The following is a 20,426-nucleotide window of genomic DNA, read 5'->3' as shown; positions in this document are numbered from 1 at the left end:
TACATAAGTTAACAATTCGCGAGCACCACACTTAGGCTTCCGCTGCCATGTCCGCAATGACCCTCTCCCCACGCGACCTTCCCCACGGCGACCTCTGGGTGTTCGGCTATGGCTCCCTGATGTGGCGACCGGGCTTCGACTTCGTCGAGCAGGTGCCCGCACGCCTGATCGGCGAGCATCGCGCGCTGTGCGTCTATTCCTTCGTCCATCGCGGAACGCCGGAGAAGCCGGGCCTCGTGCTCGGTCTCGATCGCGGCGGCGCGTGTCGCGGCATTGCGTTTCGTGTGGCTGAAAACAAGCGCGACGAGACGATCGCGTATCTGCGCGCGCGCGAGCAGGTGACCTCGGTGTATCGCGAGGTGACCCGATCGGTGTGGCTGGAGAACGACGCGCGCGCGCGGGTGAGCGCGCTGGTCTACGTCGTCGATCGCGGCCATGTGCAATATGCCGGCCGGCTGTCGCCGCAGGAGCAGCTGCGCCATGTGCGGCAGGGTCACGGCCAATCCGGCGCCAACCGCGACTACGTTCTCTCGACGGTGAATGCGATCGAGGCGCAGGGATTTCGCGATACGCAGCTGCATCGGCTCGCGATGATGCTGCACGACGATGGCCACTCGCTTCACCCCGCCTCGGGACAGCAGGCATAGCGAGCTTCACGCTTTCGCCTCTGCCGGCACGCGGCCGAACAGCTGGGCCTGCTCCGCCTGCCCGACCGCCACGAGACGATTGGTTGCATCCTCGATGACGCTCTCGACGCGTGCCATGAATTCATGCCGCGACAAGCCCGGCGGCAGGGGATCGAGAAACTCCACCACCAGGGTCCCGGGATAGCGCAGGAACGTGCGGCGCGGCCAGAACAGACCCGAATTGAGCGCGACCGGCAGGCAGGGCACGCCGCAATCGACATAGATCACGCCGACGCCGGCCTTGTAGTCCGGCGGCGCGCCGGGCGGGCGCCGCGTTCCCTCGGGAAAGATCAGGAACTGGCGGCCGTGCTTCACCTCCTCGGCCGCCCGCCGCATCACCTGCTTCAAGGCGCGCGCGCCCGAGCTGCGGTCGATCGCGACCATGTTCGCCTTGACCAGGTACTGCCCGAACAGCGGGATGCGCAGCAGCTCGCGTTTGAGCACGAAGAACGGCTGGTCGAAGAAATGCAGCAGCGAGATCGTCTCCCACATCGACTGGTGCTTGGCGGCGACGATCAGCGGTCCCTTGGGGATCTTCTCGGCGCCGCGATATTCGACGCGGATGTTGCAGATGACGCGCATCAACAGAATGTTGCTCTGCGCCCACCAGTTCGCGACGCGCAGCAGCGCCTTTCGCGGCATCGCCAGGGTCGGCAGCGCGACCAGCAGCCAGAACACGAAGTTCGGGTAGAACAGGATGTTGAACAGGAGCGAACGCAGGAAGATCGAGACCATCAGAAACCCAGTTCAATTGGCTTGCGCCGTCGCCGGACGGCGCGACACCGAGCCGGTCGGCAGCTCGCTCTCGGGCACCAGATCGATGCCGAGGTCGGCGAGCCGCAGCCGGGCCTCGGCGGCAACGAATTTGGCATATTCGGACAGCAGCAGGCGAAGCGTCGGTCCGCTGGTCCACCACGGCTCATCCCGCCATTTCTCGCCGACGACGGCATAGGGAATGAGATCCATGCTCGGCATCGCATGCGACAGCTCCACGATGGCCCGAGGCATGTGATAGTTTGACGTCACGACGATCAGCGACTTGAACCCCCGTTCGGCCGCCCAGCGCCGCGTCTGGGCCGCGTTGCTGCGGGTATTGATTGCGGAATAATCCAGATCGACGCAGCAATTGATGAACGATCGCGCCTCCGGCAGCGAGCGGGTGATGTCGCTGGCCTCGTTGGTGGGGTGGACACCTGAAATCAGCAGTCTGCGGCCATAGCCGCCGGCCAGCAGCTCGACCGCATCCGACACCCGCGAGGAGCCTCCGGTCAGGACCACGATGCCGTCGGCCTTGCGCTCGGGCTTGATCTCGGCGCCGCGCAGCTGCGACAGAAAACCGACGAAGCCGACGGCCGCGACGAAGAAGCCGACCCCGAGTATGGCCACGACGCCCGCGAACGTCCGGCCCACCACCACGAGGAGCGGCAGCTTGCGGCTGCTATCGTCGGTCTCAGACCCCATGCTGCGCTTGGCGATTCCTTGCCTGCCCGCGCGCGGCGCCGTGCCGTCGCGCAATCCCGTCGTTCAAGTCCGGGAGCGCAGGCGGGTTTCGCCGGCATCCCGATCACGTTCGCTCGCCGCCGATCCTGTCGCGCGCCCTCAACCGTGTTCGTGACCCAGCTCACCCCATCTTGCCTCATCCCGGCGCGGACGATTCTAGGCGGTTTTCGGGCCGAGTGAAATCCACACTGAGGCGGCTGGGGACAGAAGCTGCCATCAGTCGATGCTCGCCAGGGTCGCGAACAGGGTCCGGCGGGCGGCCCAGCCGGTCACCGCGGCGATGACCACGGCCTGTAGCGCAATCGCCACATAACCAAGCGGCCGGAGCGAGAAGGTGCCGAGCAGCGCCGCGAACTGATCGCCGACCGGCGTCCCGGAGAACCAGCTGGCGATCGACTCCGAGAACCCGAAGCCGAGCATTGCCAGCCCGCCGCCGATCACGCCGCCCTCCAGCCCGAGCTGGAGAAAGTGGCGCAGGAAATGATTGGCAATGTAGCGGTCGCCGGCGCCGACGAAATGCAGGACCTCGACGATCGGCCGGTTCGCGGCCATGGCACCGCGGGTCGCGAACGACACCGAGATGATGGTGGCCACGATCACCAGCACGAGAATGCCGAAGCCCGCGAACAAGGTCGCGCCGGTCATCGAGCGCATGCGCTCGATCCAGGCACGATGATCGTCGACGCTGGCGCTCGGCGCCACCTGGGTCACGCGGTTGCGCAACGCGTTGAGATCGAAGCTGGTTCCGGGCTGCACCCGGGCGATGATCACGCGCGGCACCGGCAGCTCCTCGAACGACAGGCCGCTGCCGAGCCACGGCTCCAGCAGCTTGCTCGATTCCTCTTTGGTGAAGGGCCGGACCTCGACGATGCCGGATTGCCCCCGCATCGCCTCCGTCACGAGAGCAATGTCACGCTCGATATCGCGGCCGGTCTTGGGACGCACCTGGACCGTGATCTCGCTGGCGACCTCCGACTGCCACTCGGCCGCGGACTCGCTGACCAGCAGCACGGCGCCGGTGGTGATCGACGCCAGGAAGGTCATGATCGCCACCACGGCGACCAGCGCGCGGCCTGCAATCGAGGCCCGTGGCACGATCGGCGACACGATGCGCGCCTGCGCCGGCAGTTGCGGGCGGTCCTCGCCGAGATCGACCAAGAGGCCGCGATCGTCCACGCTACTCATAGATGTGCAATCGTCCCTGGTGCAGCACCAGCCGGCGGGCCTCGTACTGGTCCATCAGCGTGATGTCGTGGGTTGCGATGATCACCGCCGTGCCCGAGCGGTTCAGCTCGATGAACAGCCGCAGCAGCCGGCGCCCGAGCGTCGGATCGACGTTGCCGGTCGGCTCGTCGGCGAGCAGGAGCTGCGGACGCGAGATCACGGCGCGCGCGATCGCGGCGCGCTGCTTCTCACCGCCCGACAGGATCGGCGGCAGCGCATCCATGCGCTCGCCCAAGCCGACCCATTTCAGGAGGTCGATGACCTCCTTGCGGTAGCTCGATTCATCCCGCCCCATGACGCGAAACGGCAGCGCCACGTTCTCATAGGTCGTCATGTGGTCGAGCAGGCGAAAGTCCTGCAGCACGATGCCGATGCGCTTGCGCAGGTCGGCGATCTCCTCCTTGCTCAGCAGCGAGATGTCGTAGCCGAACAGGTTGACCAGCCCGCGCGTCGGCCGCAGCGACAGGAACAACAGCTTCAGCAGCGACGTCTTGCCGGCACCCGACGGGCCGGTCAGAAACTGAAAGGAATGGGCCGGAATCTGGAAGCTGAGGTCGCGGAGGATCTCCGGCCCCAGTCCATAGCGCAGCCCAACATTTTCGAACCGAACCAAAGCCTCAGCTCCGTTCGACCGCGTGCACGGCAAGCCCGCACGCTCCAAGCTCAGCGGTACGATGACCCGATTGAGCGCCCGTTATGGTTTCCGGTTCGTTAATGGTTGCCATGTACCAATGGCGCGATTGGGTTCCGAAGTTCGTCGACATGGCGGTCCTTGTAGCACGAACTGTCGGAAACAAAGCGGCAATGGCCGTTGGAGAAAAGGCGCGATGTTCATCGTTTGCCCCCATTGTGCGACGTCTTATGCCATCGATCTGGCAACTCTGGGTATGGCCGGCCGCAGCGTACGCTGTTCCCGTTGCAAGGAGGTCTGGCTGGCGCGTCCGGAGGATGCGGTCGAGGCTCCGGCCCCGATCCCGGCGATGGCCGAGGCCGGCGCGACCTCGGCGCCACGTGATGCCGCCGACGAATGGGAAGCCCTCGCTCGGGAGGACACCGACGAGCAGCCCCCCGAGGTGGAAAGCCCGTCCATAGCTGCCGGCTGGCCTGAGGATGCCGTCACCGAGGATTCCGAGGACACCGCGGCCGATGGCGATCAGCCGGCACCGCAGGGCAAGCTCGCGCGCCTCGCTGGCCTCCGCAAATCGATCAAGCTCTCGTCCTTTCCGGACTTCCCCGGGAAGAAGGTATTCAACCTGCCGGCGCTCACCGCGGCGATGGCGGCACTCTCGATTGCGCTCGTGCTGTGGCGCGGCGACGTCGTCCGCCTGCTGCCGCAGACGGCCTCGTTCTACAAGCTGGTCGGGCTCGAGGTGAACCTGCGCGGCCTGTCCTTCAAGGACCTGAAGGTGGCGACCGAAACCGTCGACGGCAAACCGGTGCTGGTGATCGAAGGCACCATCGTCAGCGTCACCAAGAAGGCGGTCGACCTGCCCCGGCTGCGCTTCAGCGTGCGTGACGCGCAGGGCACGGAGATCTATGCCTGGAACACGCTGCTCGAGCAGACCACGCTCAAGCCCGGCGAGCGCACGGCATTCAAATCGCGCCTGGCCTCGCCCCCTCCCGAAGGCCGCAATATCGATATACGGTTCTTCAACCGGCGCGATCTGGCCGCCGGCAGTGCATGATGATTCCGGTCTCGTGGGTCGCCCGCGGGGCCCACGAGACGGAGACGAAACGACATGTCGCGCGTCCTGATCGCCGACGACGAAGATTCGATGCGGACGCTGGTCGCGCGCGCCATTGCGATGGACGGCCATGACATCGTGACCGCGCAGGACGGCGCCGAGGCGCTCGACATCCTCACCCGCGAGAACGGCGCCTTCGACCTGCTGCTGACCGACATCCAGATGCCCATCATGGACGGCATCGCGCTGGCGCTCTCGGCGGCGCGCGACTTTCCCGACTTGACGATTCTCCTGATGACCGGCTTTGCGCATCAGCGCGAACGGGCGTCGAATCTCAGCGCGATCGCCCATGACGTGATCACCAAGCCGTTCTCGGTCGCCGACATCCGCACCGCGGTCGCCGATGCGCTGGCGTCGAAGCCGGCCAAGGCGTAGGGCGGCCGCCGCGGTGGCCGTTGAGATACGAAAGCTGGTCCTCCATCGTGCGCCATCACGCGTCCCTGGGGTTCTGGGTCCCGGCGTTCGCCGGGACGACGGCGGGGGTGGCGCGCCAGATGAGGGTCTCACCAACGCTCGCGCCTTGCCAATGATCGTCGAGGGTGCCTCACCTCTCTCATCCGTCATTGCGAGCGCAGCGAAGCAATCCAGAATCCGTCCGCGGTGACAGTCTGGATTGCTTCGCTGCGCTCGCAATGACGCCGGGGCAGGCATCTCATGTCCTCAATGTCATCTCGTAGATATGAGATCGCGATCCCGCGGCACGTGATGCCCGAGCTGTGCTGATCATCGTCACCCTCCTCAAGGTCGGAGGGCGCAGGGAATGCCGGGTGAAGGCCTCACCCATGGCCCGCCTGCGAAAGACAATGCAGGCGGCAGGTACCACAGGTTCAGCCGATCATCCGGCATTCCCTGCGCGATGGGCTTACGGCTGCTTCGCGATCTCCCCGGTGCGCCGGCTTGTTGGCCACCGTCATCCACGCCGTGCATCAGCAGCGGCGCAGACTTGACCTCAGCGTCGGGAGGCCAGGACTACACGACTTGACCGTCCGCAAGCGCCCGTTCGTCCGCACATCCGTCNTACACGACTTGACCGTCCGCAAGCGCCCGTTCGTCCGCACATCCGTCAGGACATGCTGCGAGCTCTCGCGGCCATCGCATCCCCGCCTCGCGTGTCGTGACGATCGCGCGCAACGCCCCTTCCGAGTGAGACGGGATGCGCGGAAACATCGTCCTGATTTGCCCGACGACACAAGCCTGCAAGGTGCGGCAAACTGGCTCGACGGGCAGTTCGCGCAGAGCTGTCATGAGTAGATTGCCCGTCGGGCAATCGTGTCATCGCCCTTTCTTCATGCGAGGCGCAGCCGGAACTATTCCACGCGCGTACCGAACAGCGCCACGAACCTGTCGATGTCGTGCTCACGCAGGCCGAACAGCCAATAGCGCACGGGAATCTCCAGCATGCCGATGCGCACGAGCCGCCCCGACATCAGCCACGGCTGCGCGGCGCGGTCCGCCACGAAGCCGATGTAGTGGCCGCCGAGCAGCGCCGAGATCACCGCCGTGCTCGACGACAGCCTGAGGACGGGATGCGCCACACGCTCGGGCTCGACATGGTGAGAGACGAGCGCCGCCGTCAGCGTCTGCGTCAGCTCGCCGTGCTCCCACAACAAGGGCGCCTGCTCGGCCAGTGACTTCCAGCTCAGATCGGCCGGCACATGCTGTGCCCGTTCGGGATGAGCGCATAGCACCAGACGGTCGGCGAACACGGCGACCTGGCGGAACTGCGGGTGGCTCGGCATGGCGCTGGTCACCCCTGCATCCGCCGTTCCACGCATGACATAAGCCGCCACCTCGTTGACGCTGCCCCGGACGAGATCGACACCGGATACGCCGGGACCATTGTCCCGCGCCAGAAGATGCGGCATCCAGAAGTCGTAGGCACTGGGGGTGCAAGCCACCAGCGCGGACGGCGAGACGGGACGCCGGCCTTCGACGCGGCGCATCGTCAGCTCGACGTCACGCAGGATCCGCTCCGCCTCGTTCAACAGCACCTGCCCGGCCTCGGTCAGCATCAGCCGGCGCCCGGAGCGGTCGAACAGCGGAACGTCCAGCTTCTCCTCCAGCTTCTTGATCGAGACGCTGACTGCCGATTGCGTGAGGCCCAGCCGCTCGGCAGCATGGGTGAAGCTGCCAAAATGAGCGGCTTCGAGGAAGATCCGCATTTGCTCGAAGGTCATGGACTCTCCTGGGCCTCGGCGACATCCGGCTCGCCGCCGAATGCGCTCCCACGGACAAATTCGAACCAGTTCCTGAGCCGGCCTGCCGTCAAACCAGTCACTCCCATGGCTTTCGATGAATTCGTTTCATCCTCGCAGGGACCAGCAGCAAAAGCGGCGCCGCATCATTCATACACTTCAGTGCGCATGAACTGAATGAATAAGTAGTTCAGATCTGCTTTCACCGCGGGCATTTCAGGACGCTTTATCGATCAATCACGCCGCTATTTTCAGCATCGGCCTTCGACGCCTGCGCGTGACCCGATTTGGCAAGGCGCTTGCTAATTACTTCGCACGAAGGTTTTTCGAGCGAGGACAGCGAGGACATGCCGCCTGCACCTTCTGCGACACAAGCCGACGAGGCACCGATCCATGATGGTGCTCCGCGAGCTTCCTTCACAGCATGCGAGGTGGCGTGATGGAGTTCGGCATCTGGCTTCCCGTCTATGGCGGCTGGCTGCGTTCGCTGGACGCACCGACCGGCCCTGACGTTGCAGCCTGCCTCGCCATCGCGCAGCAGGCCGAGGCGCTCGGGTTCGACTTCCTCTATGCGTCGGAGAATCTGCTCAACTGCATCCATGGTCCAAGCGAAAGCGTCGCCGACGCCTGGAGCATCATGGCTGCCATTGCCGCGGTGACCAGCAAGGTCGGGCTGTGCGGCGCGATCAAGCCCGGCTTCCGCTCGCCCTTTCTGGTTGCTCGCATGCTCGACACGCTGTCGAAGATCGCCGAGCGCCGGCTTGGCATGAACATCGTCTGCGGCTGGTGGAAGGAAGAGTTCGATCTGTCCGGCGTCGACTGGCTCGATCACAACGGCCGCTACGACCGCGCCAGCGAATTTCTCCGCACGCTGTACGGCCTATTCCAGCCGCCGGCCGAGATCGTCGAGACCGACGTCGGCGCGGGAGCGACGCCGTCGGTCGAGATCAAGCAGCCTCCGACCTACGGCCTGGACCAGAACGCGCTCCCCGAGGTCTGGATCGCGGGTCACTCCGACCGCGCCATGCGGATGGCGGCCGAGTGGGGCCACTGCCTGTTCCTGAATGGCATGGGCGACGAGGAGTTGAAGCGGCGCATCCAGGCGGTGCGGCAGGAAGCCAACGGCTGGGGCCGCCGCCTCCTGATCGCGGCCAACGCCTATGTCATCGCGACCGAGACGACCGAGCAGGCGCAGCAGCGCTGGAAAACGGTGGTCGCCCGCCGCAACTCCGAGACGATCGACTTCTTCCGCAAGGTGATCGGCAGCTCCGGCGCCGCCGCCTGGGCCGCGCTCGGCGAGGAGCAGATGGTCGATTCCAATGCCGGCTTCGAGCTCGGCCTGATCGGCTCCTTCGAAGACATCCGCAACCGCATCCCCAGGCTGCAGGCCATGGGCCTCGACCGCATCGTCTGCCAGTTCGACGACCCGATGCGCGATGCCGGGCCGTTCATGAAGCAGGTGATCCGGCCGCTGCGGGACAATCGCACGCTCGCCTTCGAAGGTCAGATATCATGAGCACGATCGAAGCGGCGATCACCCCCGCCGACAATCTCCGCCAGGGCTTCAAGGACGTCTTCAGCCAGCTGGCGTCCGGCGTCAGCGTCGTCACGTTCTGGCGCGGCAACCACCTGCACGGCTTCACGGCCACCTCCCTGACGTCGGTGTCGCTGCAGCCGCCACGGGTGCTGTTCTGCGTGGCGCAGGGCAGTCAAAGCTACGCAGCGCTCGGCGCCGGCACATGCGTCGGCATCTCGCTCCTCAGCGCCGGACAGCGCGAACTCTCCGACCGCTTCGCCCGCAAGCTCGCGCCGGGCGCCTATGAGGACGTGGCGCTGACGGGACCCGACGAGCGCGCGCCGCTGATTGCAGGCGCGCTCGGGCACCTGACGGCCGACATCGTCGAGCTGATCCCATCCGGCGACCACGCCATCGTGCTTTGCGACGTCACCGCGGCCCAGGCCGCCGGCGGCGCGCCGCTGCTGTACCACGCCCGCGCCTATCACACGCTTCACCCCCGTTCCTGAACCCCGGAGATATCGCAATGGACAAGTCTATCTTTGCCGCGATGCCAAGTCTGACGCCGACCCTCGGGTTCGCGTCGATGATCGGACTAGGCCTGTTCTCGCTCGCCCTGTCCTACGCCGTGAAGACCCTGCTCGTCAGGAACACCCACGACTTCATCATCGCCGACCGTCGCGTCGGGTTCGGCTTCGGCGTCGGATCGGTCATCGCCGTGTGGACCTGGGCCATGGCCGTGATGATGAGCTCGGCCATGACCTATCAATGGGGCCTGTCGGGCCTGTTCTGGTTCGTCGTGCCCAACGGCTTCGCCGTGATGGCGATGATCCCGTTCGCCCGCATCCTGCGCAAGAACATGCCGGAGGGCTACACGATCTCGGAGTTCATCGAATATCGCTTCAGCCGGTCCAAGGTCGCGACCGCAATCGTGACGGTGACGATGATCTTCGGCATCATCCTGGAGATCCTGATCAACCTCAAGGGCACCTCGGTCGTGGTCTCGACGGTGTTCGGGATCGACTGGAAGGTGGCGACCGTCGTCGGCATCATCTGCGTGCTGGCCTATTCCTATTTCGGCGGATTGTGGACCAGCGTGATGACCGGCACGCTCAATACGCTGATGATCACGGTGCCGGCGGCGATCGTCGTCGCCGCAGTCTACGCCGTGATCCCCGGCGGGTCGGAAGCCGTCTTCAAGGCCGCAGGCGAGGCGGATGCCCGTAACCTCTCCGTCCTGCGTCCCGACGCGGCCGCGGGCTTCGGCATCACGCTGGCGTTCGGCCTGCTCGCCGCCACCGTCTCCGACCAGACCTTCTGGCAGAAGGTGTGGGCGATCAAGAGCCGCGATGTCGGCCGCGTGTTCCTGTGGTCGGGCGCGCTGTTCTATCCGATCCCGATCTGCCTCGGCATGCTCGGCCTGGTTGGCATCGCCTATGGCCTGAAGCCGTCGGATTTCGGCGGTGACATCGTCGCAGTCGGCCCCTACATCGTCTCGCATATCGGCCTCGGACTAACGCTGGTGCTGCTCTACGTCCTCGTCATCCTCGCCGCCTGCTATTCGACGATCGACGGTGCCAGCGCTGCGCTGTCCTCGGTGGTCGCCGTCGACATCGTCAAGCGCTACTTCCCGCAGACATCCGAGAGCAGCCTGTTCGTGATCACCAAGCTGTCCGTGCTGCTGGGCGGCATCGTCGCGACCCTGATCGTGCTCTCGGGCCTCGACTTCACCACGCTGGTGCTGACGACCTACGCGCTGAAGACCTCGATCCTGCTGCCGCTGGTGCTGTCGATCCTGTGGCCGAAGACCAACATGGTCGGCTTCGTCGGCGGCATTGTGCTCGCGATCGCGGTGGGCATGCCGATCTATGCGACCGCGGGCGAGCTGATCGGCACGCTCTCGATCGTCGCGATCAGCGGCCTGACCGTGCTGGTCGCGGGCCTGATCGGCGGCAAGGATTTCGACCTCGCCGGCCTGCGCCGCGTCGGAGACGAAGTCTCGGCCCCTGCCGAATAGCTGCATCACGGCGCGCCGGGCATCGGCGCGCCGCATCCCTCAAGCCCATCCGAAGGAGCCAAGCATGTACATCTTCATCACGGTCGTCGGCATTGCCGTGACCCTGTTCTTCCTCGCCGGGTTCTGGCGCGGCCTGCAGAACGCCATTGCGGAATATCGCGGCGGTGCGCCGGAACGCTCGGACGTGCCCGACTACGGCTATGGCGGGCTGGCGGCGGTGTCCGTCATCGCCTCCGCCGTCATCATCGCCGGCGCCGGCTTCAGCCCGGCCATGATCTATGCCGGCCCGCTGCTCGCGCTGGTGACCGCGGCCGGATGCGGCCTCGCATTCTTCGTCGAGCAGAAGGGCTGAGCGGGCCGCCATCCGTTCGACGCTCGGCCAGATGAAGTCCTGAAGCAGGAGACAATCAGATGACGACGACCACGAAGAAGAAGGCTCACCTTCTGGGATTCATCCAGCACGGCGTCAACAGCCACGCGACCGGCATGTGGCGCCACGTCAAGGACAAGATCGGCTGGGATTTCGCCCGGCCGGAATATTGGCAGCACATGGCGCGCACGATGGAGCGCGGGATGTTCGACGCGATGTTCATCGCCGACGAGCTCGCGCCCTACAACACCCATGAGGACAGCTCCGACGCCATCGTGAAATGGGCGGTGCAGTGCCCGACCCACGAGCCGTCGACGATCGTGCCGATCATCACCACGGCGACCAAGCATCTCGGCGTCGGCGTCACGCTGTCGACCGCGTTCGAGCATCCCTACTCGATGTGCCGCAGGCTCTCCAGCCTCGACCATCTGTCCAACGGACGGGTCGCCTGGAACATCGTGTCGTCCTACTCCAAGAGCGAATGGGACGCCTATGGCCACACCATGACCGAGCGCAGCGGCCGCTATGACCGGCTCGAGGAGTACATGGAGGTCTGCTACCAGCTGTGGGATTCCTGGGAGCCCGATGCGATCATCGCCGACAAGGCCTCGGGCATCTACGCCGACCCGGCCAAGATCAAGGTCGTGAACCACGAGGGCAAATACTACAAATGCCACGGCCGACACTTCTGCGCACCGTCGCCGCAGGGCCGTCCCGTGCTGTGGCAGGCCGGCTCGTCCAACCAGGGGCGCGACTTTGCCGCCAAGCACGCCGAGGCGATCTTTGCCGTGCATCCGAACGTCGACCGCATGAAGCAATATGCCACCGACCTGAACGAGCGGCTGGCCGGCAAGTTCGGCCGCAGGCCCGGCTCGGTGAAGCTGATCTATGGCCTGCAGACGGTGGTCGCCGAGACACGCTCGGAGGCGCAGGAGAAATATGCGCGGATCAAGGAATGCATTCCGCCCGAGGGTGCGCTCGCCTGGATGTCCGGCCATTTCGGCCTCGACTTCTCGAAATTCGATGGCGACGCGATCGTGCAGAACATCGAGGTGCCCGGCATCCAGGGCCTGTTCGAATCGATCATCTACGCCAAGGGCGGCGCGCCGGTTACGGTGAAGGAAGCGGCGATGATCTACGCCCAGGGCATGGGCATGCCGGTGGCGGTCGGCACCGCGAAGGACATCGCCGATCAGATCGAGCAATATATGGACGAAGGAGGCGCCGACGGCTTCATGCTGGCCGCGACCTACACGCCCGGCTGCTTCGAGGAGTTCGCCGACCTCGTCGTCCCGGAGTTGCAGCGTCGCGGGCGGTTCCGGACGAGGTACACCGGTTCGACGTTGCGCGACAATCTGCTGGAGGATTGAGGTCTTCCGTCATGGCCGGGCTGTCCCGGCCATGCCTTGGAAACTTGCCCTCGCCTCACGCGCTCAAGGCGCGCATCTCCGCGTACAGATCCGACTTGCCTTCGAAGCCGATGCCGGGGAGATCGGGCATGGTGATGTGGCCGTCCACCACCTTCACGCCGTCGGGGAAGCCGCCATAGGGCTGGAACAGGTCCGGGTAGCTCTCATTGCCGCCGAGGCCGAGACCGGCGGCAATGTTGAGCGACATCTGGTGGCCGCCATGCGGGATGCAGCGTGACGGCGACCAGCCATGGGTCCTGAGCACGTCGAGCGTGCGCAGATATTCGCACAGGCCGTAGGACAGCGCGCAGTCGAACTGCAGCCAGTCACGATCGGGGCGCATGCCGCCGTAACGGATCAGGTTGCGGGCGTCCTGGTGGCTGAACAGGTTCTCGCCGGTGGCCATCGGTCCGGGATAGAAGTCGGCCAAGGTCGCCTGCAGGTGATAGTCGAGCGGATCGCCGGCCTCCTCGTACCAGAACAGCGGATAGTCGCGCAGCATCTTGGCGTAGGCGATCGCGGTCTCCAGGTCGAAGCGGCCATTGGCGTCGACGGCGAGCTGATTGGTCGGGCCGATCTCCTCCAGCACCGCCTCGATGCGCTGGCGGTCCTCGTCGATCGGTGCGCCGCCGATCTTCATCTTCACGACGGTGTAGCCACGCTCGAGATAGCCGCGCATCTCGCGGCGGAGCGCCGAGAGATCCTTGCCGGGATAGTAATAGCCGCCGGCGGCGTAGACGAAGACGCGCGGATCGGCCTTGCGGTGGTGACGCTCGGCGAGCAGGCGGAACAGCGGCTTGTCCGCGATCTTCGCCACCGCGTCCCAGATCGCCATGTCGAGCGTGCCGACCGCGACCGAGCGCTCGCCGTGGCCGCCGGGCTTCTCGTTGCTCATCATCGCCGCCCACGCCTTGTCGGGATCGATGTTGTCTTTGGTTGCATCGAGCAGCGAGGCCGGATCGGCTTCCAAGAGGCGCGCGCGAAACCGCTCGCGGATCAGCCCGCCCTGGCCGTAGCGGCCGTTGGAGTTGAAGCCATAGCCGACGACGGGGCGCCCATTGCGCTCCACATTGGTGATGACCGCGACCAGGCTCGACGTCATCTTGGTGAAGTCGATATAGGCGTTGCGGATTGGCGATGAGATCGGCTTCGTCACCTCGCGGACGTCGACGATGCGGATGGTCATGGGTCTTCTCCTGATCGTGGTCGCGCGCTGCCCCTAGAGCGAAGCGCCTGCGCAGATGGTGATGGTCTGTCCGGTGATGGCGCCCGCCTCGCCCGACAGGAGGAAAGCGGTCAGCGCGGCGACTTCCGCGGGATCGACGAAGCGGCCCATCGGCGGCAGCACCGGCGCGGTGCCGGCGCGGCCGGGATCGCGCAGGAACGGCGTGTCGGTGGCGGCCGGCGCGATGACGTTGACGGTGATGCGGCGCGGCGCCAGCTCGATCGCCCAGGAGCGCGCGAGGCCCGTGAGCGCAGCCTTGGTCGCGGCATATTGGCTGCGGCCCGCCGCGCCATTGGCGGTGCGGCTGCCGATCAGCACGATGCGGCCGCCATCGGCCATGTGTGGAGCCAGCGCATTGGCCAGCGCCTCCGCCGCGCCGACATGGACGCGCCACATGCCCTCGCCATTGTCGGGCGCGAGCTCGCCGAGCCGGCCGACGCGCATGTAGCCGGCGGCGTGAACCAGCGCAGTCACCGCGCCGATGTCGTCGAGGCGCGCGAGCAGCGCCTGGGGGTCCCAGAGGTCGGCCTGCAAGCCAACGAAGCCCGCTTGCGTCACCGCCGATGGCGCGCGATCGATGCCGGTCACGCGCCAGCCGGCGGCAAGCAGCCGCTCGGCGATGGCGCGGCCGATGCCGGAGCTGGTTCCGGTCACCACCGCATGGCGGAGACCGGAACCGCTGTCGTGATGCTCTGCCGTCATCCCTTGTACGCAGCCGCCTCGGCCTTGACCTTCACCGCATCGAAATTGTTGATCTTCTCGATCAGCTCATTGGTGTAGAGCGCATTGTAGTCCTTGATGTCGAGCCCGTTCATCGCGGCTTCGGTGCGGAACTCCTGCTCGTTGATCGTGCCCATCTTCGTATCGGCATAGGGCGGCGTGTACAGCTTGATGCGGCGGCTGATCGACTGCAGCACGGCCTTGACGGCCTCGTCCTCGCTGGCGCCGCGCGGCGCCGTCTCCGGATAGAGCTTCAGGAACGCCCTGGCGCCGGCGGCGGGATTGGCGAGCAGGAACTGCGAGGCCTTGCACACCGAGCGGCCGAAGCCGATCAGGAGATCTCTCTCCTTCTCGAACGTCTGGGGCATCGCCATCAGGAACTGGCCGCCGACCATCGGAATGGTGGTCGGGCGCGGCAGATAGGCCAGCTCGATGCCGGCGGCCTCGATCTGGCCGAAGCCGGTGTCGAAATAAGCGAGCGCATCGATGACGCCGCGCTGCAGGGCGACGCCCGCCGGCGTGCCATTGCCGACCGCGACGAAGCTCACGTCCTTCTCCGGATCGAGACCGAGCGCCTTCAGCACGTTCTTGGTGACCGGATATTCGGTGGCGCCGAAGTCGGACACGCCGACCTTCTTGCCCTTCAGGTCCGTGTAGCTCTTGAGCGCGGAGCCCGGCGGCACCGCGATGTCCCATTTGTAGGGATAGGTGTACTGATAGAACATCTTCGCGCCGCCCCATTCGCCCTTGGCGAGCAGCGGCAGCGCCGTCGAGGGCACGCCGATGCCGATGTTGACCGTGCCGCGATCGGTCGCGACCTGGACGTTGGCATTGGTGCCGAGCGCCTGCACGTCAAGCGAGAAGCCCTCTTGCGCATTGTAGCCGAGCGCCTCGCCGATCACGCAATTGATGACGGTGGCATTGAGCGCCTTGAGCCCGACGCCGAAGCGGATCTTCTTTGCGTCGGCGGCAACCAGGCCGGCCGGTGCGCCACTCAGCAGCAGCGCGGCGCCCGCGCTGCTCTTCAGCAATGACCTGCGCGAAATCATCTTCCGTTCCTCCCTGTTGGTCTTATTTCTTTCGATTGGCACCCCAATGCACCACCTTGGCCTCGCACCAGCGCACGATCCCGTGCAGCACGATGCCGAGCACGCCGAGAATGACCAGCGCGGCGAACACGCCAGCGACATCCGACACCGCCTGCGCCTGGGTGATCACGACGCCCATGCCGCGCTGCGCGCCGAGAAACTCGGCGACGATGGCACCGAGCAGCGCGTACACGACGGCCATGTCGAGCCCGGCAAAGATGAAGGGCGCGGCGTTGGGCAGCTTGACGATACGATAGGTCTCGAACCGCGAGGCCGACAGCGAGCGCATCAGGTCGATCCGCTCCGGCTCGACGGCGCGGAGGCCCGTGAAGCTGTTGATCAGCACGGGGAAGAACGACAGCAGCGCCGAGATCGCGATCTTCGACCCGTCGCCGAAGCCGAACCAGATCACGATCAAGGGCGCAATCGCCACTTTCGGCAGACTCTGCAACGCGAACGCATAGGGCATCACGAGACGCTCGATCGCCTCCACCTCGGCCATCAGCGAGCCAATGACCAGGCCGAGCCCGACGCCGATGGCGCAGCCGGCGGCGGCATTGCTGAGTGTGCTCCACAGCGGCAGGTAGTAGCCAAGCGGGCTTGCCGGGCTGACGGCGAGACCGGACCATAACGCGCGCACCACCGCCTCGGGCTTGGGAAGAATGTAGGACGGGATGTTCAGCAGATTGACCGCGGCGATCCAGCTCAGGATCAGCACGGCCAGGCCGATCCAGGCGATCGGCGATCCAAGACTGACACGGCGGCGCGGCTTCGTTGGTGTCTGAGACATGGCTGAAACGGCGATGTTGGCGAGATCAGTCATGGCCGTGCTCCTGCGCGTTGAGCAGTCCGCGGACCTCCTTGGCGAGCCGCGCGTAGTCCGGATGCAGCACGATGTCGTCGAACGTCCGCGGCCGCGGGATCGGGACGTGGAGATCGGCGAGGATGCGGCCGGGACGCGCCGACATCACGACGACGCGGTCGGCCAGGAAGATGGCTTCCGAGATCGAGTGCGTGATCAGCAGGATGGTCTTGCGGTTCTCCTGCCAGATTCGCTGCAGTTCGAGGTTCAGCCGCTCGCGCGTCAGTGCATCCAGCGCGCCGAACGGCTCGTCCATCAGCAGGATTTCCGGATCCCGCGCGAGCGCGCGGCAGATGCCCGCGCGCTGCTGCATGCCGCCGGACAGCTCATAAGGGAATTTGTCGCCGAAATCGCCAAGGCCGGTGACCGTGAGCAGACGCTCGATACGATCGCCCGCCGGCGCATGTTTGCCGCCGACGCGCAACGGCAGCCCGACATTGTCGCGCACCGTCATCCACGGCAGGAGGTTGGCGGCCTGGAACACGACGCCGACCTTGCGCGAGGGGCCGGCGACCTTCTCGCCATCGAGCAGCAGGCGCCCCTCGCTGTAGCTGTCGAGACCGGCGAGGAGACGCAGCAAGGTGCTCTTGCCGCAGCCGGACGGACCGACGACGCAGACGAATTCGCCCGGCTTGATGTCGAGCGAAATCCGGCTCAGCGCATGGACCACCGCGCCCGAGGCGGAGACATAGGTCTTCGACACCTGGTCGATCGCGATCAGCACGTCGTCCGGCGCGACGCGCCGGGGTGCGGTCTCGACATCCATCATCAGCATGAGCGTCCACCCGGAATCTTGTTCGTTCATTTGGGCACGGCAGCCGGGCGCGGCCCGGCTGCCGCCTCTTCGCAAACTCAGGCCGCAGCCTGCACCGTCAGTCCGGCCGCAGCCACCGCGGCGCGGATCGCGGCCATCTCCTCAGCGCTCGGCGCATGCGTCGGCGGGCGCACGGTGGCGTCCTTGATGACGCCGGCCACCTGCATCGCGGCCTTCATGCGGCCATGTGCCTCGCCAGTCGGTTCGCCCGCGCCATACACGGCGTCCTTCAGTGGATCGATCATGCTTTGCAGCTTCATCGCGAGCTTGAGATCACCGGCGGTGACGGCGGCGAACAGATCGTGGATCAGGTCCGGGATCAGCGAGGCGAAACCGACCAGCGCGCCGTCGACGCCCTGTACCATCGATGCCAGCAGATATTCGTCATGGCAGGTCAGTAGCGCCTTGTGCGGCGCCGCCGCGCGGATCGCCTTGAGGTCGCGGGCGTATTTGTTCATCTCGCGGGTGCCGATCTTGAACGCCTGGACGTGATCGAGACGCGCGAGTTCGGCGAGCAGCTCCGACGAGAACGAGGCGCGCGTCCAGGCCGGATAGACGTGGACGATCAGAGGCAGCCTCGTCGCCTCGCCGATCGCGCTGAAGTAATCGAGGCAATGCTCGCGCTTGAAGCCGAAGCGCAGCCAGTGATGCGGCGGCATGATGTCGAGCGCGGTGGCGCCGGCCTCCTTGGCCATGAGCGCATGCTCGATGCCGTCCTTGATGCCCTCGCAGACCACCGAGGAGATGGTCGGACAGATGCCGGTCAGCGCCTTGGCGACGATGCGCGTCACCTCCGCGCGCTCCTTGGCGGTGAGGCTGAACACCTCGCCGGTGTGGCCATTGGTCATGATGCCGACGATGCCGCGGCGCTTGCCGAGCCAGGCCGCGTAGCGCGTCAGCTCCGCCTCGTCGATCGCGTGGTCGGCGTTGAAGGGGACGGCGATCGCGGGGATGATCCCCTTGAAGTTGGTCATGACGGTCATGTCGGGCTCCTCGTGAGTTCTGATGTCATCGGCTGGAAACGGTAGCGGTGGCGCCGCCCATGGCTTCGAGCGCGCGCGACAGCTGCGCGGCTGCGCGCAGCAGCGGCGCGACGCCCATCCGCTCGAACGCCTCGGCCGAGATGCGCATGGTCGGCGCGGCGACGCTGATCGCGGCGAGCGGCACGCCATCGCGATCCACGACGGGCGCAGCGAGCACGCACAGGCCGGGCGCATTTTCCTGGTTGGACAGCGCGTAGCCAGCGGCCTTCACCTGGCGCAGGCGCTGCAGCAGCGCGTCGAGATCCGTAATCGTGGTTTCGGTGCGCTTGATGCGCGGCTGCGCTTCGAGCACCTCGATCTGCGTTTCCACCGGCAGCAGCGCGAGCAGCGCCTGGCCGACGGCGGTCGAGTAGACCGGCGCGCGACTGCCGATGCGGACGTCGACGCCGAGCCGGACCAGGCCGGCCTGGATGCGCTCGACATAGACGATGTCGCTGCCGTCGAGCACCGCCAGCGAGGCAGCCTCGTTCATCTCGCCGACCAGGCTGCGCAGGATCGGACGCGCCTGGTCGCGCAGCTCCGAGCGCGCGATCGCGTTGAAGCCGAGATCGAGACATTTCAGCGTCAGACGGAAGCGCCTGGTGTCGCCGACCTTCTCGACATAGCCGAGCATCACGAGCGTGTTGAGCAGGCGGAACGTGGTGCCCTTGTCGAGCGCGGCGCGGCGCGCGACGTCAGCCAGCACCAATTCGGGCTCCTCGCTGGTAAAGGCGTTCAGCACCTGGAAGCCCTTGGCCAGCGACTGCACGACACTCTTCCCGGCCTTGGCATCCTCGTCCACGAGAGGCTCCGACGTTTCCTGTTTGACGCCCGTCTCAATGGCGGGCATTTTCGGCTTCCTATAGTTCGGATTGCGAACTATAGTTCGTATATTCAAGCGAGGTTACCGACGCCTGTCAAGAGGTGCGCCGTCGCTTGCGCACGGCGGTCATCGACCGCTTGAAATTCGCGTGTCCGGCATGATCTCTCACCGATGCGCTGCGCATCCGGCAGCGCTTGCAGGAGACCGGCGTGAGCGTTGCATTCACCAAGGAAGAGAGCGCCGAGACCGCTGCCGAGACGATGCTGCCGGACCGGCCGATCTCGCCGCATCCGAACCTCGTTACCGAGGCGGGGCTGAAGGCACTCGAGGATCAATTGCGCCAGGCGCAGGCGGCCTACGAGGCGGCGCAGGCGATCGAGGACGTCAACGAGCGCCGGCGGGAGCAGGCGCTACCGTTGCGCGACGCGCGCTATTTCTCGGCGCGGCTGCGCACCGCGCAAGTGATGCCACCGCCCGCCTCGACCGAGACGATCGCGTTCGGCAGCACGGTGACGTTCAGGCGCGGCGACGGCCGCGTGCAGACCTACGCAATCGTCGGCGAGGACGAAGCCGACCCGAAGCTCGGCATGATCTCCCACGTGGCGCCGGTCGCGCGATTGTTGATGGGCAAGGCGGTCGGCGACGTGATCGAAGCATCGGGTCAGGAGCTGGAAATCCTGAGCATCGCGTGAGCGCTCAACGCATCAGGTGAGCTTCCGCCATGCGCATCGGCATCATCTCGGACACGCACGGCCTGCTCCGCCCGGAAGCGAAGCGGCATCTCGGCGGCGTCGATCACATCATCCACGCTGGCGACATCGGCCGTCCCGAGATCATCGATCGTCTCCGCTTGATCGCACCGGTCACCGCAATCCGCGGCAACATCGACACCGCGGAGTGGGCGAAGGCCTATCCTGCGACCCAGACCGTCGAACTTGGCGGCAGACGCTTTCACGTCGTGCATGACGTCCACGACCTCGCGATTGATCCGGCAAGCTCTGACATCGACATGGTCATCTCCGGCCACTCGCATCGCGCCAACGTCGAGATGCGCGACGGCGTGATGTACCTGAATCCCGGCAGCGCGGGGCCGCGGCGTTTCGGGCTGCCGATCACGCTGGCGACGCTCGATATCTCCCCGGGCAGTCTGTCGCCGGTGATTCACGATCTCGGCGGCGGCTGAATGGCAAGAGGGCGCCCAGGGGCGCCC

22 protein-coding genes are annotated in these 20,426 nt (G+C 66.0%); 10 read left to right on the top strand and 12 right to left on the bottom strand.

Going from position 1 to position 20,426, the window contains the following annotated elements:
* The first annotated feature begins 47 nt into the window (after window positions 1-47).
* A complete protein-coding gene (locus HL666_RS22430) occupies window positions 48-647 on the top strand; it encodes a gamma-glutamylcyclotransferase (protein WP_376698610.1) in 600 nt (199 codons plus the stop codon).
* Window positions 648-653: 6 nt separating this feature from the next.
* Here the strand turns inward: HL666_RS22430 and HL666_RS22425 are convergent, their stop codons facing one another.
* From HL666_RS22425 to ftsE, 4 genes are all read right to left on the bottom strand, one after another.
* The gene (locus HL666_RS22425) at window positions 654-1,421 is read right to left on the bottom strand and encodes a lysophospholipid acyltransferase family protein (RefSeq protein WP_172131133.1); all 768 of its coding nucleotides are present in this window, start codon (window positions 1,419-1,421) and stop codon (window positions 654-656) included.
* A 12-nt stretch (window positions 1,422-1,433) separates the two neighbouring features.
* Window positions 1,434-2,147 carry a YdcF family protein gene (locus HL666_RS22420; protein ID WP_172183658.1) on the bottom strand — a complete coding sequence of 238 codons (714 nt, stop codon included), beginning with the start codon at window positions 2,145-2,147 and terminating at the stop codon, window positions 1,434-1,436.
* A 255-nt stretch (window positions 2,148-2,402) separates the two neighbouring features.
* The gene (locus HL666_RS22415) at window positions 2,403-3,371 is read right to left on the bottom strand and encodes a cell division protein FtsX (RefSeq protein ID WP_172183656.1); all 969 of its coding nucleotides are present in this window, start codon (window positions 3,369-3,371) and stop codon (window positions 2,403-2,405) included.
* Window positions 3,364-4,023: a cell division ATP-binding protein FtsE gene (gene ftsE / locus HL666_RS22410; RefSeq protein ID WP_006615648.1), complete on the bottom strand. Its 660-nt coding sequence runs from the start codon at window positions 4,021-4,023 to the stop codon at window positions 3,364-3,366. The genes HL666_RS22415 and ftsE overlap by 8 nt, the downstream gene beginning before the upstream one ends.
* A 214-nt stretch (window positions 4,024-4,237) precedes the next feature.
* Between ftsE and HL666_RS22405 the strand changes: the two genes are divergently transcribed.
* Window positions 4,238-5,095 carry an MJ0042-type zinc finger domain-containing protein gene (locus tag HL666_RS22405; RefSeq protein ID WP_172183700.1) on the top strand — a complete coding sequence of 286 codons (858 nt, stop codon included), beginning with the start codon at window positions 4,238-4,240 and terminating at the stop codon, window positions 5,093-5,095.
* Window positions 5,096-5,149: 54 nt separating this feature from the next.
* Window positions 5,150-5,530 carry a response regulator gene (locus tag HL666_RS22400; RefSeq protein WP_172183654.1) on the top strand — a complete coding sequence of 127 codons (381 nt, stop codon included), beginning with the start codon at window positions 5,150-5,152 and terminating at the stop codon, window positions 5,528-5,530.
* A 932-nt stretch (window positions 5,531-6,462) separates the two neighbouring features.
* Here the strand turns inward: HL666_RS22400 and HL666_RS22395 are convergent.
* Window positions 6,463-7,332: a LysR family transcriptional regulator gene (locus HL666_RS22395; protein ID WP_172183652.1), complete on the bottom strand. Its 870-nt coding sequence runs from the start codon at window positions 7,330-7,332 to the stop codon at window positions 6,463-6,465.
* A gap of 457 nt (window positions 7,333-7,789) precedes the next feature.
* Between HL666_RS22395 and HL666_RS22390 the strand changes: the two genes are divergently transcribed.
* From HL666_RS22390 to HL666_RS22370, 5 genes are all read left to right on the top strand, one after another.
* The gene (locus HL666_RS22390; protein ID WP_172131136.1) at window positions 7,790-8,866 is read left to right on the top strand and encodes an LLM class flavin-dependent oxidoreductase; all 1,077 of its coding nucleotides are present in this window, start codon (window positions 7,790-7,792) and stop codon (window positions 8,864-8,866) included.
* The gene (locus tag HL666_RS22385; protein WP_172111320.1) at window positions 8,863-9,375 is read left to right on the top strand and encodes a flavin reductase family protein; all 513 of its coding nucleotides are present in this window, start codon (window positions 8,863-8,865) and stop codon (window positions 9,373-9,375) included. Before HL666_RS22390 ends, HL666_RS22385 begins: the two co-directional genes overlap by 4 nt.
* A gap of 17 nt (window positions 9,376-9,392) precedes the next feature.
* A complete protein-coding gene (locus tag HL666_RS22380) occupies window positions 9,393-10,883 on the top strand; it encodes a sodium:solute symporter family transporter (RefSeq protein ID WP_172111321.1) in 1,491 nt (496 codons plus the stop codon).
* Between the two features lie 64 nt (window positions 10,884-10,947).
* On the top strand, window positions 10,948-11,235 hold the full coding sequence (locus tag HL666_RS22375) for a hypothetical protein (protein WP_172183650.1): 288 nt from the start codon (window positions 10,948-10,950) through the stop codon (window positions 11,233-11,235).
* A 59-nt stretch (window positions 11,236-11,294) separates the two neighbouring features.
* Window positions 11,295-12,623, top strand: coding sequence for an LLM class flavin-dependent oxidoreductase (locus HL666_RS22370; protein WP_172183648.1), 1,329 nt, complete (start codon window positions 11,295-11,297; stop codon window positions 12,621-12,623).
* Between the two features lie 55 nt (window positions 12,624-12,678).
* Here HL666_RS22370 and HL666_RS22365 read toward each other — a convergent pair whose 3' ends face one another.
* The 7 genes from HL666_RS22365 to HL666_RS22335 form a co-directional block, all read right to left on the bottom strand.
* Window positions 12,679-13,848, bottom strand: a complete 1,170-nt coding sequence (locus HL666_RS22365) for a mandelate racemase/muconate lactonizing enzyme family protein (protein WP_172183646.1) — start codon at window positions 13,846-13,848, stop codon at window positions 12,679-12,681.
* A 33-nt stretch (window positions 13,849-13,881) separates the two neighbouring features.
* Window positions 13,882-14,589, bottom strand: a complete 708-nt coding sequence (locus HL666_RS22360; protein WP_172131138.1) for an SDR family NAD(P)-dependent oxidoreductase — start codon at window positions 14,587-14,589, stop codon at window positions 13,882-13,884.
* Window positions 14,586-15,656 (bottom strand): ABC transporter substrate-binding protein, encoded by a 1,071-nt coding sequence (locus tag HL666_RS22355; protein ID WP_172131139.1) that lies wholly within the window; start codon window positions 15,654-15,656, stop codon window positions 14,586-14,588. Before HL666_RS22355 ends, HL666_RS22360 begins: the two co-directional genes overlap by 4 nt.
* 22 nt (window positions 15,657-15,678) lie before the next feature.
* Window positions 15,679-16,518, bottom strand: a complete 840-nt coding sequence (locus tag HL666_RS22350) for an ABC transporter permease (protein WP_172183644.1) — start codon at window positions 16,516-16,518, stop codon at window positions 15,679-15,681.
* On the bottom strand, window positions 16,511-17,332 hold the full coding sequence (locus tag HL666_RS22345) for an ABC transporter ATP-binding protein (protein WP_172183642.1): 822 nt from the start codon (window positions 17,330-17,332) through the stop codon (window positions 16,511-16,513). Before HL666_RS22345 ends, HL666_RS22350 begins: the two co-directional genes overlap by 8 nt.
* A 77-nt stretch (window positions 17,333-17,409) precedes the next feature.
* Window positions 17,410-18,354: a dihydrodipicolinate synthase family protein gene (locus HL666_RS22340; protein WP_172131142.1), complete on the bottom strand. Its 945-nt coding sequence runs from the start codon at window positions 18,352-18,354 to the stop codon at window positions 17,410-17,412.
* Between the two features lie 25 nt (window positions 18,355-18,379).
* On the bottom strand, window positions 18,380-19,195 hold the full coding sequence (locus HL666_RS22335; protein WP_172183640.1) for an IclR family transcriptional regulator: 816 nt from the start codon (window positions 19,193-19,195) through the stop codon (window positions 18,380-18,382).
* 230 nt (window positions 19,196-19,425) lie between these two features.
* Here HL666_RS22335 and greA point away from each other — a divergent pair, with 230 nt between their 5' ends.
* Window positions 19,426-19,908, top strand: a complete 483-nt coding sequence (greA, locus tag HL666_RS22330; RefSeq protein WP_172111331.1) for a transcription elongation factor GreA — start codon at window positions 19,426-19,428, stop codon at window positions 19,906-19,908.
* A gap of 29 nt (window positions 19,909-19,937) precedes the next feature.
* Window positions 19,938-20,399 carry a metallophosphoesterase family protein gene (locus HL666_RS22325; protein ID WP_172183638.1) on the top strand — a complete coding sequence of 154 codons (462 nt, stop codon included), beginning with the start codon at window positions 19,938-19,940 and terminating at the stop codon, window positions 20,397-20,399.
* The last annotated feature ends 27 nt before the right edge of the window (window positions 20,400-20,426 follow it).

The sequence above is a fragment of the Bradyrhizobium aeschynomenes genome (assembly GCF_013178945.1).
GTDB lineage: Bacteria > Pseudomonadota > Alphaproteobacteria > Rhizobiales > Xanthobacteraceae > Bradyrhizobium > Bradyrhizobium aeschynomenes.
Note: the sequence above shows the minus strand (reverse complement) of the source record. Positions and strands in the feature narration are given on the sequence as shown.